The sequence below is a fragment of the Pseudomonas sp. NBRC 111119 genome, from assembly GCF_001320125.1.
Taxonomy (GTDB): domain Bacteria; phylum Pseudomonadota; class Gammaproteobacteria; order Pseudomonadales; family Pseudomonadaceae; genus Aquipseudomonas; species Aquipseudomonas parafulva.
The window spans coordinates 1-18942 of record NZ_BCAV01000020.1 but is presented as its reverse complement, the minus strand read 5'-3'; the positions used below and the strand labels follow the sequence as shown (position 1 = coordinate 18942).

The 18942-nt window shown below is 62.5% G+C and carries 19 protein-coding genes; 14 read left to right on the top strand and 5 right to left on the bottom strand.

From position 1 onward, the window contains the following. Positions 1–46: 46 nt before the first annotated feature. Both gluQRS and dksA read right to left on the bottom strand, forming a co-directional pair. Complete coding sequence (gene gluQRS / locus APH25_RS08500) at positions 47–934, bottom strand: tRNA glutamyl-Q(34) synthetase GluQRS (RefSeq protein ID WP_060481711.1); 888 nt, start codon at positions 932–934, stop codon at positions 47–49. A 63-nt stretch (positions 935–997) separates the two neighbouring features. Beyond that, the gene (dksA, locus tag APH25_RS08495) at positions 998–1444 is read right to left on the bottom strand and encodes an RNA polymerase-binding protein DksA (RefSeq protein ID WP_028632605.1); all 447 of its coding nucleotides are present in this window, start codon (positions 1442–1444) and stop codon (positions 998–1000) included. A 211-nt stretch (positions 1445–1655) separates the two neighbouring features. Between dksA and APH25_RS08490 the strand changes: the two genes are divergently transcribed. Both APH25_RS08490 and sfsA read left to right on the top strand, forming a co-directional pair. After that, positions 1656–2828, top strand: a complete 1173-nt coding sequence (locus APH25_RS08490) for a pyridoxal phosphate-dependent aminotransferase (protein WP_060481615.1) — start codon at positions 1656–1658, stop codon at positions 2826–2828. Further along, complete coding sequence (gene sfsA, locus APH25_RS08485) at positions 2828–3541, top strand: DNA/RNA nuclease SfsA (RefSeq protein WP_060481614.1); 714 nt, start codon at positions 2828–2830, stop codon at positions 3539–3541. The genes APH25_RS08490 and sfsA overlap by 1 nt, the downstream gene beginning before the upstream one ends. On the opposite strand, the gene APH25_RS08480 is transcribed toward sfsA, so the two are convergent. Further along, positions 3531–3848, bottom strand: coding sequence for a Rieske (2Fe-2S) protein (locus tag APH25_RS08480; protein WP_028632602.1), 318 nt, complete (start codon positions 3846–3848; stop codon positions 3531–3533). The genes sfsA and APH25_RS08480 overlap by 11 nt on opposite strands. Positions 3849–3994: 146 nt before the next feature. Between APH25_RS08480 and APH25_RS08475 the strand changes: the two genes are divergently transcribed. From APH25_RS08475 to APH25_RS08465, 3 genes are read left to right on the top strand one after another with little or no spacing between them, the layout of a single operon-like run. Beyond that, entirely contained in the window at positions 3995–4879 is an 885-nt protein-coding gene (locus APH25_RS08475) for a hemin ABC transporter substrate-binding protein (protein ID WP_060481613.1), read from the top strand. A 50-nt stretch (positions 4880–4929) separates the two neighbouring features. Beyond that, entirely contained in the window at positions 4930–5913 is a 984-nt protein-coding gene (locus APH25_RS08470; protein ID WP_177331163.1) for an iron ABC transporter permease, read from the top strand. Next, complete coding sequence (locus APH25_RS08465; protein ID WP_060481611.1) at positions 5913–6680, top strand: heme ABC transporter ATP-binding protein; 768 nt, start codon at positions 5913–5915, stop codon at positions 6678–6680. The genes APH25_RS08470 and APH25_RS08465 overlap by 1 nt, the downstream gene beginning before the upstream one ends. Positions 6681–6887: 207 nt before the next feature. Here APH25_RS08465 and APH25_RS08460 read toward each other — a convergent pair whose 3' ends face one another. Both APH25_RS08460 and APH25_RS08455 read right to left on the bottom strand, forming a co-directional pair. Next, the gene (locus APH25_RS08460) at positions 6888–7166 is read right to left on the bottom strand and encodes a TfoX/Sxy family protein (RefSeq protein WP_060481610.1); all 279 of its coding nucleotides are present in this window, start codon (positions 7164–7166) and stop codon (positions 6888–6890) included. A gap of 151 nt (positions 7167–7317) precedes the next feature. After that, the gene (locus APH25_RS08455; RefSeq protein ID WP_060481609.1) at positions 7318–8880 is read right to left on the bottom strand and encodes a bifunctional aminoglycoside phosphotransferase/ATP-binding protein; all 1563 of its coding nucleotides are present in this window, start codon (positions 8878–8880) and stop codon (positions 7318–7320) included. A gap of 115 nt (positions 8881–8995) precedes the next feature. On the opposite strand from APH25_RS08455, the gene mrcB reads away from it, so the two are divergent. From mrcB to msrQ, 9 genes are all read left to right on the top strand, one after another. Then, positions 8996–11317 (top strand): penicillin-binding protein 1B, encoded by a 2322-nt coding sequence (gene mrcB / locus APH25_RS08450; protein ID WP_028632596.1) that lies wholly within the window; start codon positions 8996–8998, stop codon positions 11315–11317. A gap of 27 nt (positions 11318–11344) precedes the next feature. Continuing rightward, positions 11345–12130, top strand: a complete 786-nt coding sequence (locus APH25_RS08445; protein ID WP_060481608.1) for a M48 family metallopeptidase — start codon at positions 11345–11347, stop codon at positions 12128–12130. After that, positions 12127–12462, top strand: a complete 336-nt coding sequence (locus APH25_RS08440) for a YqcC family protein (protein WP_028632594.1) — start codon at positions 12127–12129, stop codon at positions 12460–12462. The genes APH25_RS08445 and APH25_RS08440 overlap by 4 nt, the downstream gene beginning before the upstream one ends. A gap of 407 nt (positions 12463–12869) precedes the next feature. Next, positions 12870–14594, top strand: a complete 1725-nt coding sequence (locus APH25_RS08435; protein ID WP_028632593.1) for an acetolactate synthase 3 large subunit — start codon at positions 12870–12872, stop codon at positions 14592–14594. A 1-nt stretch (position 14595) separates the two neighbouring features. Beyond that, a complete protein-coding gene (ilvN, locus tag APH25_RS08430; protein ID WP_003250040.1) occupies positions 14596–15087 on the top strand; it encodes an acetolactate synthase small subunit in 492 nt (163 codons plus the stop codon). Positions 15088–15145: 58 nt separating this feature from the next. Continuing rightward, a complete protein-coding gene (gene ilvC, locus APH25_RS08425) occupies positions 15146–16162 on the top strand; it encodes a ketol-acid reductoisomerase (protein ID WP_003250043.1) in 1017 nt (338 codons plus the stop codon). Between the two features lie 151 nt (positions 16163–16313). Next, positions 16314–17165 (top strand): CDP-diacylglycerol--serine O-phosphatidyltransferase, encoded by an 852-nt coding sequence (pssA, locus tag APH25_RS08420; protein WP_028632592.1) that lies wholly within the window; start codon positions 16314–16316, stop codon positions 17163–17165. 79 nt (positions 17166–17244) lie between these two features. Further along, complete coding sequence (gene msrP, locus APH25_RS08415; RefSeq protein ID WP_060481607.1) at positions 17245–18258, top strand: protein-methionine-sulfoxide reductase catalytic subunit MsrP; 1014 nt, start codon at positions 17245–17247, stop codon at positions 18256–18258. Continuing rightward, positions 18258–18869, top strand: coding sequence for a protein-methionine-sulfoxide reductase heme-binding subunit MsrQ (gene msrQ / locus APH25_RS08410; protein WP_060481606.1), 612 nt, complete (start codon positions 18258–18260; stop codon positions 18867–18869). The genes msrP and msrQ overlap by 1 nt, the downstream gene beginning before the upstream one ends. Positions 18870–18942: the final 73 nt, after the last annotated feature.

Sequence of the window (18942 nt, the reverse complement as noted above, 5' to 3'; positions counted from 1 at the left end):
CGGGCCGTTCGCGGGCGAACGCGCCCCCGCGGAAGCACATGGCCGGCTAGTGTAAATCCGCTTCGGGCACCGTGGTCCGCTGCGCGATTGCCCGCGGCCGCCATTGCTCGCGGGCCACTGCCAACACCTGCGCCGGTGTGGCCAACAGCAGTTCAGGGGGCGCCTCTTGCCCCAGTGCCCGCAGCGCCCGCAGCAACAGCGGGGTGGCCTGCTCGGCCTGCAATGGCGGCGAGCGGTACGACTTGCCCAGCTTGTGCCCATCCGGCTGCACGATCAGCGGAATGTGCAGGTAGCGCGGTTGCGAAAAGCCCAGCAACTCTTGCAAGTAAAGCTGGCGCGGGGTGTTGTCGAGCAGGTCGGCACCGCGCACGATGTCGGTCACCCCCTGCCAGGCATCGTCCAGTACCACGGCCAGTTGATAGGCGTACAAGCCATCACGGCGCTGGATCACGAAGTCCCCCACCTCACGGCCCAGATGCTGCTGGAACGGCCCTTGTACCCGGTCGGTGAAGCGGTAGATCAGCTCGGGTACGCGCAGCCGGATGGCCGCGCCCTCGCGGCTGTGCCCGGCGTTACGGCAAAAGCCCGGGTAAATGCCGTTGTAGCCTTCCAGCTGCTTGCGCGAGCAGGTGCATGCATACGCCAGGCCCATGTTGAACAGGCGGTCAACCACATTGGCATAAGCCTCATGCCGCTCGCTCTGGAATACCACTTCGCCGTCCCACTCCAGGCCGTAACGCTCCAGGGTCTGCAGGATGGCATCGCGGGCGCCGGGCATTTCCCTTGGGGGGTCGGTGTCTTCCATGCGCAGCAGCCAGCGGCCGTTGACTGCACGTGCGTCGAGCCAGGAGGCGAGGGCAGCCACCAGCGAGCCGAAATGGAGAAAACCGCTGGGCGTTGGGGCGAAGCGCCCAATGTATCGGGAGTCGGTCATGGTCTGGCTGGGCATATAAATGAAACAGGGCGCATGATGCGCCCTGTTCGGATGAAAAGACGGTCAGCCTTTGCCGACAGTCTTTTCCTTCTTCTCGGCAATTTCTTTGCAGTCGAAGCACAGATCGGCGGTCGGGCGGGCCTCGAGACGGCGCAGGCCGATTTCGATGCCGCAGGATTCACACCAGCCGTACTCTTCGTCCTGAATCTTTTGCAGGGTCTTGTCGATTTTCTTGATCAGCTTGCGCTCGCGGTCGCGGTTGCGCAGTTCCAGGGCAAATTCCTCTTCCTGGGATGCACGGTCTGCAGGGTCCGCGAAGTTGGCTGCCTCTTCCTTCATATGGTCGACGGTCTTGTCGACGCCGATCATCAGCTCCTGCTTCCAGCCAGTGAGAATCTTGGTGAAGTGCATGCGCATGGGCTCGCCCATGTACTCTTCGCCTTTGGTCTCTTTATAGGGCTCGACACCGTACATGGTTTGACCGGTTTTTTGCTTTTCTACGGTGGACATGAATAGACCGCCTCTCACTCATCTGATCCAATGCGCAGGATGCTCCGTCTCCGGCGACCGCCGGCCCTGCGACTGCGAGCCGCCGAACTTACCAGATAGATCGGGGGTGCGCTACCCCGCCCGATCCTGCTTACTGACAGCTGCGCGAGCAGGACGTTCGATCGTTCACAGGGGTAGAATCTGCAGTTTAGTCTGCAATTGAGAGAAGGACATGGCTCACCCCTACAGTGCGCGCAGCCGCGCCATCGAACCCTTCCATGTCATGGCGCTGCTGGCTCGGGCCAACGAGCTGCAGGCAGAGGGCCATGATGTGATCCACCTGGAGATCGGCGAGCCGGACTTCACCACGGCCGCCCCCATCGTCGCGGCCGGCCAGGCGGCCCTGGCAGCGGGGCATACCCGCTACACGGCGGCCCGTGGCCTGCCCGCACTGCGACAGGCCATCGCCGGCTTCTATGGCCAGCGTTACGGCCTGAGCATCGACCCCGAGCGCATCCTGATCACCCCAGGCGGTTCGGGTGCTTTGTTGCTGGCCAGCAGCTTGCTGGTAGACCCCGGCAAACACTGGTTACTGGCAGACCCGGGCTACCCCTGCAATCGCCACTTTCTGCGCCTGGTCGAGGGCGCGGCGCAGCTGGTGCCCGTGGGGCCAGAGGTGAACTACCAGTTGACGGCGGGGCTGGTGCACCAGCATTGGGACGAGAACACGGTGGGCGCCCTGGTGGCGTCGCCTGCCAACCCAACCGGTACGGTACTGAGCCGTGCCGAACTGGCCAGCCTGGCCAGTGCCACACGCGAGCGCCATGGGCACCTGGTGGTGGACGAGATTTACCATGGCCTGACCTACGGTATGGATGCCGCAAGCGTGCTGGAGGTGGATGACTCGGCGTTCGTGCTGAACAGTTTTTCCAAATATTTCGGTATGACCGGCTGGCGCCTTGGCTGGCTGGTTGCGCCGCCGGCGGCCGTTGCCGACCTCGAGAAACTGGCGCAGAACCTCTACATCAGTGCGCCCAGCATGGCTCAGCATGCGGCACTGGCATGTTTCGAACCCGAAGCCCTGGCCATTTTCGAAACGCGCCGCGCCGAGTTTGCCCGGCGGCGGGATTACCTGCTGCCGGCATTGCGTGAACTGGGCTTCGGCATTGCCGTTGAACCTCAGGGCGCGTTCTATCTGTACGCCGACATCAGCGCGTTCGGTGGGGATGCATTCGCCTTCTGTCGGCATTTTCTGGAAACCGAGCACGTCGCTTTCACGCCGGGGCTGGACTTTGGTCGCCACCTGGCCGGCCATCACGTGCGCTTTGCCTACACCCAGAACCTGGCGCGTCTGGAACAAGCCGTGCACCGCATCGCCCGTGGCTTGCAGAGCTGGCAAGGCTGATGCGGTTTTCTCCAGCACTCGAAGAAGGCCGCCTGCTGCGCCGCTACAAGCGGTTTCTGGCGGATATCGAAACAGCCAGTGGCGAGCTGATGACCCTCCACTGCCCGAACACGGGCTCCATGCTCAATTGCATGGTTGAAGGTGGGCGGGTGTGGTTCAGCCGCTCCAACGACCCCAAGCGCAAGTTGCCAGGCACCTGGGAAATCAGCGAAACACCCCAGGGCCGCCTGGCATGCGTGAACACTGGGCGCGCCAACGGGCTGGTGGAAGAGGCCCTGCGTGCAGGCACCATCGTGGAACTGGCCGGGTTCACCGCCTTGCGCCGGGAAGTGGCCTATGGCGACGAGGGCAGCCGCATCGACTTTCGCTTGGAGTTTGAAGGCGCACCGGCCTATGTCGAAGTGAAAAGCGTCACCCTGGGCTATCCCGACAGTACAACGGCGGCGTTCCCGGACGCGGTGACCCAGCGGGGTGCCAAGCATCTGCGCGAGCTGGCCACCCTTGCCCGGCAAGGCATTCGGGCGGTGCAGCTTTATTGCGTCAACCTGACCGGCATTGATGCGGTGCGCCCGGCTCGGGAAATCGATGCAGCCTACGCCGAAGCGCTGCAGGCGGCGGTAGCCGGCGGGGTGGAGGTGCTGGCCTATGGCACGCGCCTGGACGCCGAAGGCATTGTCATCGACCGCCCCCTGCCGGTGCTGCTCACACCTTGAGCCAGATGCCCTGGCTGTTTTCCACGCAGCCCAGGGCCTGCAATTGCTCGCCCTCGCAGGGCCCGGCCACGCATTCGCCGGTTTCGATCAGAAACAGTGCGCCATGGTGCGTGCAATAGATAAGGCTGGCACTGTCATCGAGGAAGGTCTCCTTGAGGCTGTTGAGCGGTATGCCCCGGTGCGGGCAGTTGTTGCGGTACAGGTAGACCTGGCCTTGTCGTCGCACACCCAGCAACAGCAGGTCGTCTACGCTGAAAGCGCGGCTTTGGCCTTCGGCCAGTCCTTGGGAGGGGCAAAGGTAATGCATGGCGAAAAGCTCGTGATACAGAAGGTGGCTTGACGCTTCAATGCGAACCATTATCAAATGGCCAGTTGTCGCTGCGTCCGGCCGCCTATGGTGCGCAGTAATGCCCCGCGCTACAAGGCGTGTGGCCAGCCTTTGAAAGGAAACCGATGATGCGCTTTCTATTTGCTCCGCTCGCCCTGTGCGCTGGCCTTGTGTTTTCTGGCCATGGGCTGGCGGCTGAATTGCCCCAACGCTGGGTGAGCGCTGGTGGGGCCTTGAGCGAGTGGATCAGCGCACTGGGCGCAGAGGCACACCTGGTGGGTGTGGATACCACCAGCCAGCACCCGGCGTCGTTGAAGGCGCTACGGAGTGTAGGGTATCAGCGGCAGTTGTCTGCTGAAGGCATCCTGAGCCTGCGCCCGGATGTACTGGTAGGCACCGAAGAAATGGGCCCGCCGCCGGTGCTGACGCAAATCCGCAAGGCGGGTGTGCAGGTTGAGCTGTTTTCAAGCAAGGCTGAGGTACAGGCGGTGGACCAGAACCTCGCGCGGCTCGGCCAGTTACTGGGTGCGCAGGCACAGGCGCAGGCCTTGGCGGCAAACTACCGTCAGCAGCTCGAGGCACTTCACGCGCGGGTGCGTGACGCCCAGGCCGGGCGGCCGGCACCGGGTGTGTTGCTGTTGGTCGGGCATGCCGGGGCCAAGCCGCTTGTTGCAGGGCAAGGCACTGCGGGGGACTGGGTACTGACTCAGGCGGGCGGGCGCAACCTGGCAGAACACCAGGGTTACAAGAACTTTTCCAACGAAACGTTGGCAGCCCTGGACCCGGATGTGATCGTGTTCTCCGACCGCGCGCTTGCCGATGAGCAGGCTCTGCAAGCCCTGCTGAAAGAAAACCCGGCACTGGCCGCTTCACGCGCTGTGCGTGAGAAACGCCTGGTGTCATTGGACCCGACCTTGCTCGTGGGAGGGTTGGGGCCGCGGCTGCCAAGCACGCTGCAGGCATTGGCTACCGCGTTCTACCCGGCAACTCCAACCCCCTCCAACCCATGAGGCCGCGTGTTCGGCCCCGCACCCTGTTCGTCTGCCTGGGCGTGCTGTGCCTGCTCTCGGTGTGGCTGTCCCTGGCGCTGGGGCCTGTCAGCCTGCCCCTGCTGGACACCCTGCGCGCGGGCCTGCGCCTGCTGGGTTTGCCCATCGCCGAGGACGGTCTGCAGCAAGCACAGATGATCCTTGGGCAAATCCGTGTGCCGCGTACCCTGCTCGGCCTGGCAGTGGGTGCAGTGCTGGCATTGTCGGGGGTCGCCATGCAGGGGCTTTTCCGCAACCCGTTGGCGGACCCGGGGCTGGTGGGTGTGGCGGCGGGGGCTGCGGTAGGTGCGGCGGTGGCCATCGTTGGTGGCAGTTGGTTGGGGGGCATGCCAGAGGCGCTGGCCCCATACCTGCTGTCGCTCTGTGCGTTTCTGGGAGGGCTGGCCGTCACTGCACTGGTATATCGCCTGGGGCGACGCGACGGTCAGACCAGCGTGGCCACGATGTTGCTGGCCGGCGTCGCGATGACGGCGCTCGGGGGGGCTGCCGTGGGGCTGTTCAGCTACCTGGCAGACGACGCCACCCTGCGCACCCTGACGTTCTGGAACCTCGGTAGCCTCAATGGCGCCAGCTACGAGCGGGTATGGCCGTTGCTGCTGGTGGCTGTCGCCGTGGCGGTGTGGTTGCCGCGCCGGGCCGGGGCGCTCAACGCATTGCTGCTGGGTGAGTCGGAGGCTCGCCATTTGGGTATCGATGTGGAGCGGCTGAAGCGCGAGCTGGTGTTCTGTACGGCGCTGGGCGTCGGGGCAGCCGTGGCTGCGGCGGGGCTGATCGGGTTCGTTGGGTTGGTTGTGCCGCACCTGGTGCGGCTGCTGGCAGGGCCGGATCACCGCGTGGTGTTGCCCGCTTCACTGCTGGCAGGCGGTGTGCTGATGTTGCTGGCCGACCTTGTTGCGCGACTGTTGCTCGCCCCAGCGGAACTGCCCATCGGCATCGTCACCGCCTTTATTGGTGCGCCGTTTTTTCTGGTTCTGCTGATTAGGGGGCGCACCTGATGCTGCAAGTCGAGGGCCTGTACCTGCGCCGGGGCGACCAGCCGGTGTTGCACGGCATTGACCTGCAGTTGCTGCCTGGGCAAGTGGTCGGTGTACTCGGCCCCAACGGTGCGGGCAAGAGCAGCCTGCTGAGCGTGCTGTGCGGCGAGCTTCAGCCTGACCGTGGCCACGTGACCTTGCAGGGAAGGGCGCTGCGCGACTGGCCTGGGCAGGCTCGCGCACAACGGCTGGCCGTGTTGCCCCAGGTCGCCAGCCTGGGCTTTGCCTTCAGGGTGGACGAAGTGGTGGCCATGGGGCGCCTGCCCCATGCTACCGGGCAACGCCAAGACGCGCAGATCGTCGAGGCAGCGCTGCAGGCTGCAGATGCCTTGCACCTGCTCGATCGCAGCTACCTGGCGCTGTCGGGCGGCGAGCGCCAGCGGGTGCACCTTGCTCGCGTGCTGGCGCAATTATGGCCGGGGCAGGAGGGCGCCACCCTGTTGCTCGATGAACCCACATCGATGCTCGATCCCTTGCACCAGCACACCACGCTGGATGCGGTGCGCCGCTTCGCCGACCAAGGGGCGGCGGTGCTGGTGATTCTGCACGACCTCAACCTGGCGGCGCGCTACTGCGACCGCATCCTGTTGTTGGAGCAGGGGCGCTGCCATGCATTCTCCACGCCGCAGGCCGTACTGACACCGGCCGCATTGAAGGCGGTATATGGGATCGACGTGCTGGTGCAGGCGCATCCTGAGCGGGGGCATCCCCTGATCATTGCCCGGTAGGTGATTGATCCGTTGCCGGGTAGGCAGCTTTGAAAAATCCTGGGCAAAAAAAGACCCGGCAAAGTGCCGGGTCAATAACCGTGATTAGCCTGATGAGGAGATAATCTGAGAGTCCGAACCAGGGGCTCTGAGGTTATCCAACCAGTCTCGCGACCAGTTGTGATAATCATAACGATTCTCATTACAGCGTCAATCCCCTTTCTGCGATTATTTTGCTTTTTTTTGTGCGGGGGCCTTGGCATCCAGTTGGCGGTTGAGGGCTTCCTTGCGTTCAGGGGGCAGGTCGTTCCAGTGCATGTCCAGCAAAGCCCCCTCGATGGCGTACAGCAGCACCTTGGATGCACGAAAACCTCGTGTCTTTACCGCTTGATATGCGCCAACTGCACCGAGCCTGCGCAGGTCGGATACGCTGTGGATGCCGACTGCATGCAGCCATTGGGCAGAGGTTTTGCCAAGGTTTTTCAGGTGCTGCAACTCATCGTTCATCAAGCCTCCTTGCGATGGCTGAACGGGTCCTGTGGATAAATCGCGAGCAGGTCAATGAGCAGTGTAGCGGGGGATGAAAAATGCGCGGCCTTTTGCCAAGGCTGCGTGGGATGCCTCGCCGGCATCGGTACCGGCGAGGGGCATTGGGCGGTTAGAGCCCTGGCAGGCGCTGGCGGATCTGCTCGATCACCTGGTCCATGCTGCTGCCAACCTGTGTATCGACGGGCATGCTGTGCCCGGCTTCCTGGGCGTCCAGCGGCTCGCGGCTGGCCTGCTGGGCCTTGATCACCTCCAGGGTGGCGTCCGACGGGTCGCTGGCATCGGCCTGGCGCTGTTGCAACCAACTGGCGATCACCGCCTCCGGCGCCTGGCAATCCAGGATCAGCAACGGCACGCCGGTCTGGCTGGCCACCTCCGCCGCAGCCTGGCGTTGTTCGCGCTTGAGGTAGGTGGCGTCCAGTACCACCGGGAAGCCTGCGCGCAGAATGGTGGCGGCCAGCTGGTGAAGGCGCTGATAGGTGGCTGCACTGGCCTCTTGATCATAGATGCCGGCGCTCAGTTGGCCGGTAGACGCCTGCTGCTGTTCACCGAACAGGCGCTTGCGTTCTACGTCCGAACGAACACGCACGGCACCGAGGGCTTCGACCATGCGCATGGCGACGTGGCTTTTGCCCACCGCCGATACACCGTGGGTGATGGCCAGCATGCGCGAAGGGATGGCGCTGTAGCTTTCGGCCAGGTTGGCGTAATTGCGGTAGGTGCGCAGGGTGGTTGCGCGCTGCACGCCGGTGGCATCGGCAGGCATGCTGAACAAGGCGACCTTGGCCCTTACCAGCGCACGGTAGGCTTTATAGAAATTGAGCAGTTCCAGGCCTTCGTAATCGCCAGTCAGCTCCAGGTACTGGCTGATGAAGCGCCGTGCCAGGCTCTTGAGCCCACGGTCCTCAAGGTCCATGGCCAGGAAACCGGTGTCGGCATAGACGTCGGTCAGGCGGAAAGGCTCGTTGAACTCGATGCAGTCGAAAATCACCACCTTGCCGTCGATCAAGGTGGCATTGCCCAGGTGGATATCGCCGTGGCACTCACGGATGAAGCCATTGGCCTTGCGCTTCTCCAGCAGGCCGTGCAAGCGATCGAAGCTGCTGCGCGCCCAGGCTTGCAGGGCGTCTAGCTGCTGCAGGTCGGCCGCTTCACTCAGGAACGGGCGAATCTGCTCGAAGTTCTGTTCCACGGGCGCCATGACGCTGTCTGGGGTGCCCAGTGGGTGATCAACCGGTACCCGTGGGGCTTGCAGGTGGAATTCAGCGATTTGACGGGCCATCTGGTCGATGTGCTCGGCGGTCAGTTCGCCATTGGCTTGCAGGGTGGACAACATCTGGCCTTGGGGGAACTGGCGCATTTTCAGCGCATATTCGATAGCCTGGCCTTCCCCGCCCAGGTGGGGCGCCTCGGCAGAGCCGGTGATGGGCAGCACGTCCAGGTACAGGCCTTCGGTCAGGCGCTGGTTCAGGCGCAATTCTTCGTTACAAAAATGCTGGCGCTGGTCCAGGCCGGTGAAATCGAGAAAGCCGAAGTTCATCGGCTTCTTGATCTTGTAGGCGAACTCGCCGGTGAGCAGCACCCAGGAGATATGCGTCTCGATGAGTTGGAACCCCTCCACGGGGTGGGGGTACAGGGCGGGGTTCTGCAGCGCATTGATCAGGGCTTGGCTCACGGGCAATCCTTCCGGGGGCAGGGAATTCGAATGCGCCATTATGGTCAATGGTGCCGTCCCTGCCTACCGCCGGGCCGTCTGCCCAGCCTCCGTAAAGTGCGTATAATCCGCCGCCATGACTCGAACCCGAAATCCCCGTACCCCTCAAAAACGCCCGACCGGCCGCTCCCGTGCCTGGCTGGGCTGGGCCTTGAAGCTCAGCCTGGTGGCCCTGGTGATCGTCGCCGGCTTCGCGGTTTACCTCGATGCTGTCGTCCAGGAAAAGTTTTCTGGCAAGCGCTGGACGATCCCGGCCAAGGTGTATGCCCGGCCACTGGAGCTGTTCACCGGGCAGAAGCTGAGCAAGGACGACTTCCTGACCGAGCTCGATGCACTGGGCTACCGTCGTGAAAGTGCCGCCAATGGCCCCGGCGCGGCAGCGGTCAACGGCAACACCGTCGACCTCAATACCCGTGGCTTCCAGTTCTATGAGGGGATGGAGCCTGCACAGTTCGTACGGGTGCGGTTCTCCGGCGACTATGTGGCGGGGCTGTCCGGCGCCAACGGCAAGGCCGTTGACGTGGTGCGCCTGGAGCCGCTTATGATCGGTGGTATCTACCCGAAAAACCTCGAAGACCGCATTCTGATCAAGATCGACCAGGTGCCCAAGTACCTGGTCGAAACCCTGGTGGCCACCGAGGACCGCGACTTCTACAGCCACTTCGGTGTGTCGCCCAAGTCCATCGCCCGGGCCATGTGGGTCAATACTTCGTCCGGCTCGATGCGCCAGGGCGGCAGTACCCTCACCCAGCAGTTGGTGAAAAACTTCTACCTCACCAGCGAGCGCAGCCTGAGCCGCAAGCTCACCGAAGCCATGATGGCCATGCTGCTTGAGCTGCACTATGACAAGCGTGAAATCCTCGAGGCCTACCTCAACGAGGTGTTCGTCGGCCAGGACGGCCAGCGTGCGGTGCATGGGTTTGGCCTGGCCAGCCAGTTCTTCTTCAGCCAGCCGCTGTCGGAGCTCAAGCTGCACCAGATCGCGCTGCTGGTTGGCATGGTCAAGGGGCCGTCCTACTACAACCCGCGCCGTTACCCGGACCGCGCACTGGCCCGGCGTAACCTGGTACTCGACCTGGTTGCCGAACAGGGTGTAGCCAGCCAGGCCGAAGTGGATGCCGCGAAAAAGATGCCATTGGGTGTGACCGCACGCGGCAGCCTGGCCGACAGCTCGTTCCCGGCCTTCCTGGACCTGGTCAAGCGCCAGCTGCGCCAGGATTACCGCGATGAGGACTTGACCGAAGAAGGCCTGCGGATCTTCACCAGCTTCGACCCCATCCTGCAGATGAAGGCCGAAACCTCGATGAACGAGACCTTCAAGCGCCTGGCCGGGCGCAAGGGTGCCGATGAGGTGGAGTCGGCGATGGTGGTCACCAACCCGGAAACCGGTGAGGTGCAGGCGATGATCGGCAGCCGCCAGGCGGGCTTCGCCGGCTTCAACCGGGCGATCGATGCGGTGCGCCCGATCGGCTCACTGGTCAAGCCGGCGGTGTACCTCACCGCGCTGGAGCAGCCCAGCAAGTACACGCTCACCAGCTGGGTGCAGGACGAGCCGTTCTCGGTCAAAGCCGCCAACGGCCAGGTATGGCGCCCACAAAACTACGACCGGCGTCCGCACGGCACCATCTACCTGTACCAGGGCCTGGCCAACTCCTACAACCTGTCCACCGCCAAGCTTGGCCTGGAAGTAGGCGTGCCAAACGTGATCAAGACCATCGGTCGCCTCGGGGTGGATGTTGACTGGCCGGCATTCCCCGCGATGCTGCTGGGCGCTGGCGGCATGTCGCCGGTGCAGGTGGCGACCATGTACCAGACCATTGCCAACGGTGGCTTCAACACGCCAATGCGCGGTATCCGCAGCGTGCTCACGGCTGAGGGCGAACCGCTCAAGCGCTACCCGTTCCAGATCCAGCAAACCTTCGACCCGGCGGCCATCTACCTGGTGCAGAACGCCATGCAGCGGGTGATGCGCGAAGGTACTGGCCGCTCGGTGTACAACACCCTGCCGCGTACGCTGACCCTGGCCGGCAAGACCGGTACCAGTAACGATTCCCGTGACAGCTGGTTCTCCGGTTTCAGCCAGGACCTGCTGGCGGTGGTATGGATGGGCCGTGACGACAATGGCAAGACCCCGTTCACAGGTGCCACGGGTGCGCTGCAGGTGTGGACCAGCTTCATGAAGAAGGCGGACCCGCTGCCTCTGGACATGCCCCAACCCGACAACGTGGTGCAGGCGTGGATCGACCCCAACAGCGGCCAGGGGTCGGATAGCAGCTGTCCGGGAGCGGTGCAGATGCCGTATATTCGCGGGAGCGAACCGCCCGCCGGCGCGGCCTGTGGCGGCGAGCAGAATCCGGCTGAGTCGGTCATGGACTGGGTCAAGGGCTGGATGAATTAAGCACAGGCTGCATTGAAGAGGTGTGACGTGAACAAGTGGCTGTTTCCTGCCGTGACGGCGCTGGCAGTGCTCCAGGGGTGCGCCAGCGTCCCGCGTGGCAATATCCCGGTGGTCGATTCCAGTACCCGCGTATCCAATAGCGAACGCGTCACGGCCAAACGCCCGACCGGCGGCTACAACGCGGGCACCGCGCAAGCGCAAACCCTGCCTGAAGACTCCGGGGTCACCGTGATGATCCCGCAGGGCGCGGGTGCCTCTGGCATCCAGACCTTCCCGGCCTCCAACGGTGCAGCGCCCATCAGCACCGGGCCTGTTTCGGCAGGGCCGATCACTTCGGAGCCGGCTGCCTCGGCGCCCGTGGCCACCGACCCCAACCCGATCGCCGACGAGCCGTTCGACATCGCGTCGATGAGCGCCCCCAGGGCCAGCAGCGCGCCGACCGGCATCCCGCGCAGCAGTACCAGTGGCGGGCTTTCGGCTGACGAGCAGTTGGACGGCCCCGTACTGGCCTTGCTGACCACCGCCCAGTCGCAGCAGGGCAGCGGCGACTTCAACGGCGCCGCCTCGAGCCTGGAGCGGGCGCAGCGCATTGCACCGCGCGAGCCGCAGGTGCTCTACCGCCTGGCGCAGGTGCGTCTGTCGCAGGGGGATGCGGCGCAAGCCGAGCAGCTGGCCCGTCGCGCCCTGACGTACGCCAATGGCCGCCCCAGCCTGCAGGCCGAGTTGTGGAACACCATTGCCCAGGCCCGCGACAAGCAGGGTGACAGTGCCGGTGCTGCATTGGCGCGGCAGAAAGCGCGGGTGAGTTCGTGACAGTCGAGCAGCGGGTGCTCGACATCGCTGATCACCTGATGCTGATCGAGCGCGAAATGCAGGTGCAGGGCTGGTGGGGCGATGAAGCGCCGAGTGACGAGGCACTGGAGAGCACGGTACCGTTCGCCGTCGATACCCTGAGCTTCGAGCAGTGGATGCAATGGATTTTCCTGCCTCGCATGAAGATCATCATCGAGCTGGGCCACCCGCTGCCCAACGCCTCGGGCATTCTGGTAATGGCCGAAACCGTGTTTGCCGACCGGCCCGAGCAAAGCCGGGAGCTGCGCCGGCTGCTGGCAGTGTTTGACCAATTGATCGCTGCTAAAGCCTGATTTCTTCCAATTTTCCTTCAAGGGCCGCAGATTGTGGCCCTTTTTTATGGAAATCTTATTGTTTCTGCTGCTTAAGAGATTTTTAGTGGTGGCAGGAATTCATCTTGAGGAAAAATTGGCAATAATTTTTCTTGACTTGTAGGCGCTTAATCACAAGAATCCAATCTCCGCTTTAGAGGGACTGCCAGAAGCAGACCCGCTAAGCAGATCATGAGGCGCACACCCGCGCCGACCTGTTACACCCCGCAACGCGTTACCTCGCGCTGGGTGGGAAAACCCCGCAACACTCTGGGGGCTCCCAATACTTGCTCAGTCAGTGCTGACGTTCGCTCATGCTCTGCTTGGCAGTAAACCTATTAAGACCCGCCCGGTTGGGGCGGTATTCTGGCGTTTTAGAGGTGAACAACGTGGAGCTTTTATCTGGCGCTGAGATGGTCGTCCGCTTCTTGCGTGACGAAGGCGTTAAGCACATCTACGGGTACCCTGGTGGTGCTCTCCTGCATGTCTATGACGCGCTGTTCAAAGAACCGGAAGTCGAGCACATCCTGGTTCGTCACGAGCAGGCGGCAACCCATATGGCGGACGGCTACGCCCGCGCCACCGGCAAGGCCGGCGTGGTGCTGGTAACGTCCGGCCCGGGGGCGACCAATGCCATCACCGGCATCGCCACGGCCTACATGGACTCGATCCCGATGGTCATCCTGTCTGGCCAGGTGCCCAGCACCATGGTCGGTACCGATGCCTTCCAGGAAACCGACATGATCGGTATCTCGCGGCCTATCGTGAAGCACAGCTTCATGATCAAGAACCCCACCGAGATCCCGGAGATTCTGAAAAAGGCGTTCTACCTGGCGCAATCCGGTCGCCCAGGCCCGGTCGTGGTCGACATTCCAAAAGACATGACCAACCCGGCTGAAAAGTTCGAGTACGTCTACCCGAAGAAGGTCAAGCTGCGCTCCTACAGCCCGGCCGTCCGTGGGCACTCCGGGCAGATCCGCAAGGCTGCAGAAATGCTGCTGGCGGCCAAGCGCCCGATCGTCTATGCCGGTGGCGGTGTGATTCTGGGTGGTGGCTCTGAGGCCCTGACGGAAATCGCCAAGTCGTTGAACCTGCCGGTCACCAACACCCTGATGGGCTTGGGCGGCTTCCCGGGTACCGACCGCCAGTTCCTCGGCATGCTCGGTATGCACGGCAGCTTCACGGCCAACATGGCCATGCACAATGCCGACGTCATCTTTGCAGTCGGTGCGCGGTTCGACGACCGTGTGGTCAACGGCCCGGCCAAGTTCTGCCCGAACGCCAAGATCATCCACATCGACATCGACCCTGCCTCGATCTCCAAGATGATCAAGGCCGATGTGCCTATCGTAGGCCCGGTCGACAGCGTGCTGGGCGAAATGCTCGGTATCCTCAAGGAAATCGGCGAGCAGCCCGACAAGGCCTCGCTGGATGCCTGGTGGAAGCAGATCGACGAATGGCGCGGTGATGGCGAACTGTTCCCGTACGACAAGGGCGATGGCAACGTCATCAAGCCGCAGAAGGTCATCCAGACCCTGTGCGAAGTGACCAACGGCGATGCTTTCGTGACGTCTGACGTGGGCCAGCACCAGATGTTCGCTGCCCAGTACTATCGCTTCAACAAGCCTAACCGCTGGATCAACTCCGGTGGCCTGGGCACCATGGGCTTTGGCTTCCCGGCGGCGATGGGGATCAAGCTCAACTTCCCCGACCAGGACGTGGCTTGCGTTACCGGTGAAGGCAGCATCCAGATGAATATCCAGGAGCTGTCCACCTGCATGCAGTATGGCCTGCCGGTCAAGATCGTGAACATGAACAACGGCGTGCTGGGCATGGTGCGCCAGTGGCAGGACATGGCCTACAACGGTCGTCACTCCCACTCGTATGTCGAGTCGCTGCCTGACTTCATCAAGCTGGCCGAGGCCTATGGCCACGTGGGTATCCGCATCACCAGCCTGAAGGACCTCAAGCCCAAGCTCGAGGAAGCCTTCGCGATGAAGGATCGCCTGGTGTTCATCGACATCGCGATCGACCGCAGCGAGCACGTCTATCCGATGCAGATCAAGGATGGCTCGATGCGTGACATGTGGCTGAGCAAGACGGAGCGTACCTGATATGCGGCATATCATTTCCCTGCTGCTGGAAAACGAACCCGGTGCCTTGTCCCGAGTGGTCGGCCTGTTCTCCCAGCGCAACTACAACATCGAAAGCCTGACCGTGGCGCCGACCGAAGACCCGACATTGTCGCGTCTGACGCTGACCACCGTTGGCCATGATGAAGTGATCGAACAGATCACCAAGAACCTGAACAAGCTGGTCGAGGTGGTCAAGCTGGTCGACCTGTCGGAAAGCGCCCATATCGAGCGCGAACTGATGCTGGTCAAGGTCAAGGCCACCGGTGCCCAGCGTGCCGAGATCAAGCGCACCACGGATATCTTCCGTGGCCAGATCGTCGATGTCACTGCCAGTGTGTACACCGTGCAACTGAGTGGGACCAGCGACAAACTGGACAGCTTCATCCAGGCCATCGGCACCGCATCGATTCTCGAAACCGTGCGCAGCGGCGTTACCGGCATCGCCCGTGGCGACAAAGTGCTCAGCATCTGAATTCAACAACAAATTAGCGATGGCTCCGCAGGGGCCGAGATATAACCAGGGGTATTTCATGAAAGTTTTCTACGATAAAGACTGCGACCTTTCCATCATCCAGGGCAAGAAAGTCGCCATCATCGGCTACGGTTCCCAGGGCCACGCACAAGCGTGCAACCTGAAGGACTCCGGTGTAGACGTTACCGTCGGTCTGCGTAAAGGTTCGGCTACCGTTGCCAAGGCTGAAGCCCACGGCCTGAAAGTTGCCGACGTTGCCACCGCTGTCGCTGCGGCTGACCTGGTCATGATCCTGACCCCGGACGAGTTCCAGGGCGCGCTGTACAAGAACGAAATCGAGCCGAACATCAAGAAGGGCGCTACCCTGGCCTTCTCCCACGGCTTCTCGATCCACTACAACCAGGTTGTTCCGCGTGCAGACCTCGACGTGATCATGATCGCGCCGAAGGCACCAGGCCACACCGTGCGTTCCGAGTTCGTCAAGGGCGGCGGTATCCCTGACCTGATCGCCATCTACCAGGACGCCTCCGGCAATGCCAAGAACGTTGCCCTGTCCTACGCTTCGGGCGTAGGTGGTGGCCGTACCGGCATCATCGAAACCACCTTCAAGGACGAGACCGAAACCGACCTGTTCGGCGAGCAGGCTGTTTTGTGCGGCGGTACCGTCGAGCTGGTCAAAGCCGGTTTCGAAACCCTGGTCGAAGCAGGCTACGCGCCTGAAATGGCCTACTTCGAGTGCCTGCACGAACTGAAGCTGATCGTTGACCTCATGTACGAAGGCGGCATCGCCAACATGAACTACTCGATCTCCAACAACGCCGAATACGGTGAGTACGTCACCGGCCCGGAAGTCATCAACGAAGAATCCCGCAAGGCCATGCGCAATGCACTCAAGCGCATCCAGGACGGCGAATACGCGAAGATGTTCATCTCCGAAGGTGCTACCAACTACCCATCGATGACCGCCAAGCGCCGCAACAACGCCGCTCACGGCATCGAAATCATCGGCGAGCAACTGCGTTCGATGATGCCGTGGATCTCGGCTAACAAAATCGTCGACAAGACCAAGAACTAAGGTTTGTCGAATGATTAAAAAACGCGGCCTCGGCCGCGTTTTTTCGTTCTGGCAGCCAGCTTCTGGTATAAAGCAGACCAGTGGCCTGCCGTCAGAACCTGTTTAGCAGGCCCGTGTCGAACCTTTTCCACCCTGTTGCAAGGTACCCTCCATGAGCGAACGTCCCGAAGAGCCGAACAAGCCCTCCGACGCCGAAAGCCTGCTACCTGTCGATGAGCACGTTGAAGAAGGGCATGACGCCGAAGGGCGCAAGGTGCGCCACCGTGGCATCTACCTGCTGCCCAACCTGTTCACCACCGCCAACCTGTTTGCCGGTTTCTACTCCATCATCAGCTCGATGAGCGCCCAGAGCGCGCTCAGTGCCGGTGACCCGCGCGAAGCGAGCAAGTATTTCGCATTCGCCGCCATCGCGATTTTCGTCGCCATGGTGCTTGACGGCCTCGATGGCCGCGTGGCCCGCATGACCAACACACAAAGCGCCTTTGGCGCCGAGTATGACTCGCTGTCCGACATGGTCGCCTTCGGCGTGGCCCCGGCACTGCTCGCCTTCGGCTGGGCACTGGGTGACATGGGCAAGGTCGGCTGGATGGTCGCCTTCATCTATGTGGCCGGCGCTGCGCTGCGCCTGGCGCGCTTCAATACACAGGTGGGCACGGCCGACAAGCGTTACTTCATCGGCCTGGCCAGCCCGGCGGCTGCAGGTGTGGTTGCCGGTACCGTCTGGGCTTTCAGCGACTATGGTATCCAGGGCTCCAAGCTCTCGTTCCTGGTGGCGCTGCTGGTGGCTGCTGCTGGCATGCTGATGGTGAGCAACATCAAGTACAACAGCTTCAAGGAACTGGACCTGAAAGGTCGTGTGCCATTCGTGGCCATCCTTGCCGTGGTGCTGGTGTTTGCCGTGGTATTCAGTGACCCGCCGCGCATTCTGTTGCTGATCTTCCTCGCCTATGCCGCCTCGGGGCCGATCCAGTTCCTGCTGCGGGCACGCCGGCGAAAGGCGTGACAAACATTTAATGATGGAATAACCCTCCGGCTCCATAGTCCTACTGGTATATCCGTAATCCAGTGCTGTGGAGCCGCTCATGCTTATCAAGCTTCCCAGGTCTTCCGAGTGCAAGGCATCGGAGATCACACCCGAAGGCATCTACCTTTCTCGTCGTGCGCTTGTTGGCGGTTCGCTGGCTGGCTTGGCCCTGGGCGCTTTGCCGCGCGGCGCGAGCGCGGCCGAAGCCTCGCGCTATGCCGATGTCCAGGCCGGAAGCGCGCCAGGGTGGTTCACCGACAAACTGCCCGATACCCGCTGGCAGGCAGTAACGGCTGACGCAGAGGCGATCACGCCTTACAAGGACGCCACCCATTACAACAACTTCTATGAGTTCGGCCCTGACAAGGGTGACCCGGCGGCCAATGGCGACAGCCTGCAAACCGAGCCCTGGAGCATCGTGGTCGATGGCGAGGTGGCCAAGCCTGGGCGCTATGCACTGGAAGACTTCGTCAAACCCTACCAGCTCGAGGAACGTATCTATCGGTTGCGCTGCGTGGAGGCATGGTCGATGGTCATACCCTGGCTGGGCTTTCCGCTGGCCCAGATACTCAAGCAGGTGCAGCCAACGTCCAAAGCGCGTTTCGTGCGCTTCGAAACACTCAAAGACCCGGAGCACATGCCTGGGCAGCGGTCCGGCTTCGCCCTGATCGACTGGCCTTACAGGGAAGGGCTGCGCCTGGATGAGGCAATGCACCCGCTGGCGATTCTTGCGGTCGGCATGTACGGCCGTGAGCTGCCCAACCAGAACGGTGCGCCTCTGCGCCTGGTCGTGCCGTGGAAGTACGGTTTCAAGAGCATCAAGTCGATCGTGCGTATCAGCCTGGTAGCCGAACAGCCGGGCACCACCTGGGAAGGGCTCGCACCCGATGAATATGGCTTCTACGCCAACGTGAACCCCACCGTGGATCATCCTCGCTGGAGCCAGGCGCGTGAACGGCGGCTGCCCAGCGGGTTGTTCAGCCCGAATGTACGGCAGACACAGATGTTCAATGGTTATGCCGATGAAGTGGCGTCGTTGTATGCCGGGCTCGACCTGCGGAAGAACTACTGATGCGCTACCCCTGGTTACGCCTGGCCATTTTCGCGGTGGGTTGCCTGTTCCCGGGTTGGTGGCTGTATGAGGCAGCGATGAACCTGCTGGGCCCTGACCCAGGCAAGATCTTGATGGACCGTCTTGGGCTTGGTGCGCTGACATTCCTGCTGGTGACGCTGAGCATGACGCCCCTGCAGAAAATCACCGGCTGGGCGGGCTGGGTGGTGATCCGGCGGCAGTTGGGGTTGTGGGCATTTGCCTACATCGTGATGCACATGCTGGCTTACCTGTTCTTCATCTTGGGGCTGGACTGGGGGCAGCTGGCAGTTGAGCTGCGCAAACGGCCCTACATTATTGTGGGTACGCTCGGGTTCATTGGGCTGCTGGCGCTAGCGGTTACCTCGAACCGTTACAGCCAACGCCGGCTGGGCGCCCGCTGGAAAAGGCTGCACCGCTCGGTCTATGTGATACTCGGCCTGGGGCTGCTGCACTATTTGTGGATCGTGCGTTCGGACCTGAGGGAGTGGGCGATCTATGCATGTGTGGGCGCCTTGCTGATGGTATTGAGGGTTCCTGTGGTTTCCAGGGTTCTGCCTCGGGTTGTGCGGGGGCGGGGCAGGGGTGGGTGACGGCGTGCAGGTGCCCGCCTCAGCCCGGCTACAACCGTTATTATTCCAATACACCGAAATAAACGGTTGACGG

Bases quoted from the DNA above. Each gene is read 5' to 3' on its own strand.
- gluQRS (WP_060481711.1), bottom strand. From the start codon at position 934: ATGACCGACTCCCGATACATTGGGCGCTTCGCCCCAACGCCCAGCGGT.
- dksA (WP_028632605.1), bottom strand. From the start codon at position 1,444: ATGTCCACCGTAGAAAAGCAAAAAACCGGTCAAACCATGTACGGTGTC.
- APH25_RS08490 (WP_060481615.1), top strand. From the start codon at position 1,656: ATGGCTCACCCCTACAGTGCGCGCAGCCGCGCCATCGAACCCTTCCAT.
- sfsA (WP_060481614.1), top strand. From the start codon at position 2,828: ATGCGGTTTTCTCCAGCACTCGAAGAAGGCCGCCTGCTGCGCCGCTAC.
- APH25_RS08480 (WP_028632602.1), bottom strand. From the start codon at position 3,848: ATGCATTACCTTTGCCCCTCCCAAGGACTGGCCGAAGGCCAAAGCCGC.
- APH25_RS08475 (WP_060481613.1), top strand. From the start codon at position 3,995: ATGATGCGCTTTCTATTTGCTCCGCTCGCCCTGTGCGCTGGCCTTGTG.
- APH25_RS08465 (WP_060481611.1), top strand. From the start codon at position 5,913: ATGCTGCAAGTCGAGGGCCTGTACCTGCGCCGGGGCGACCAGCCGGTG.
- APH25_RS08460 (WP_060481610.1), bottom strand. From the start codon at position 7,166: ATGAACGATGAGTTGCAGCACCTGAAAAACCTTGGCAAAACCTCTGCC.
- mrcB (WP_028632596.1), top strand. From the start codon at position 8,996: ATGACTCGAACCCGAAATCCCCGTACCCCTCAAAAACGCCCGACCGGC.
- ilvN (WP_003250040.1), top strand. From the start codon at position 14,596: ATGCGGCATATCATTTCCCTGCTGCTGGAAAACGAACCCGGTGCCTTG.
- ilvC (WP_003250043.1), top strand. From the start codon at position 15,146: ATGAAAGTTTTCTACGATAAAGACTGCGACCTTTCCATCATCCAGGGC.
- pssA (WP_028632592.1), top strand. From the start codon at position 16,314: ATGAGCGAACGTCCCGAAGAGCCGAACAAGCCCTCCGACGCCGAAAGC.
- msrP (WP_060481607.1), top strand. From the start codon at position 17,245: ATGCTTATCAAGCTTCCCAGGTCTTCCGAGTGCAAGGCATCGGAGATC.
- msrQ (WP_060481606.1), top strand. From the start codon at position 18,258: ATGCGCTACCCCTGGTTACGCCTGGCCATTTTCGCGGTGGGTTGCCTG.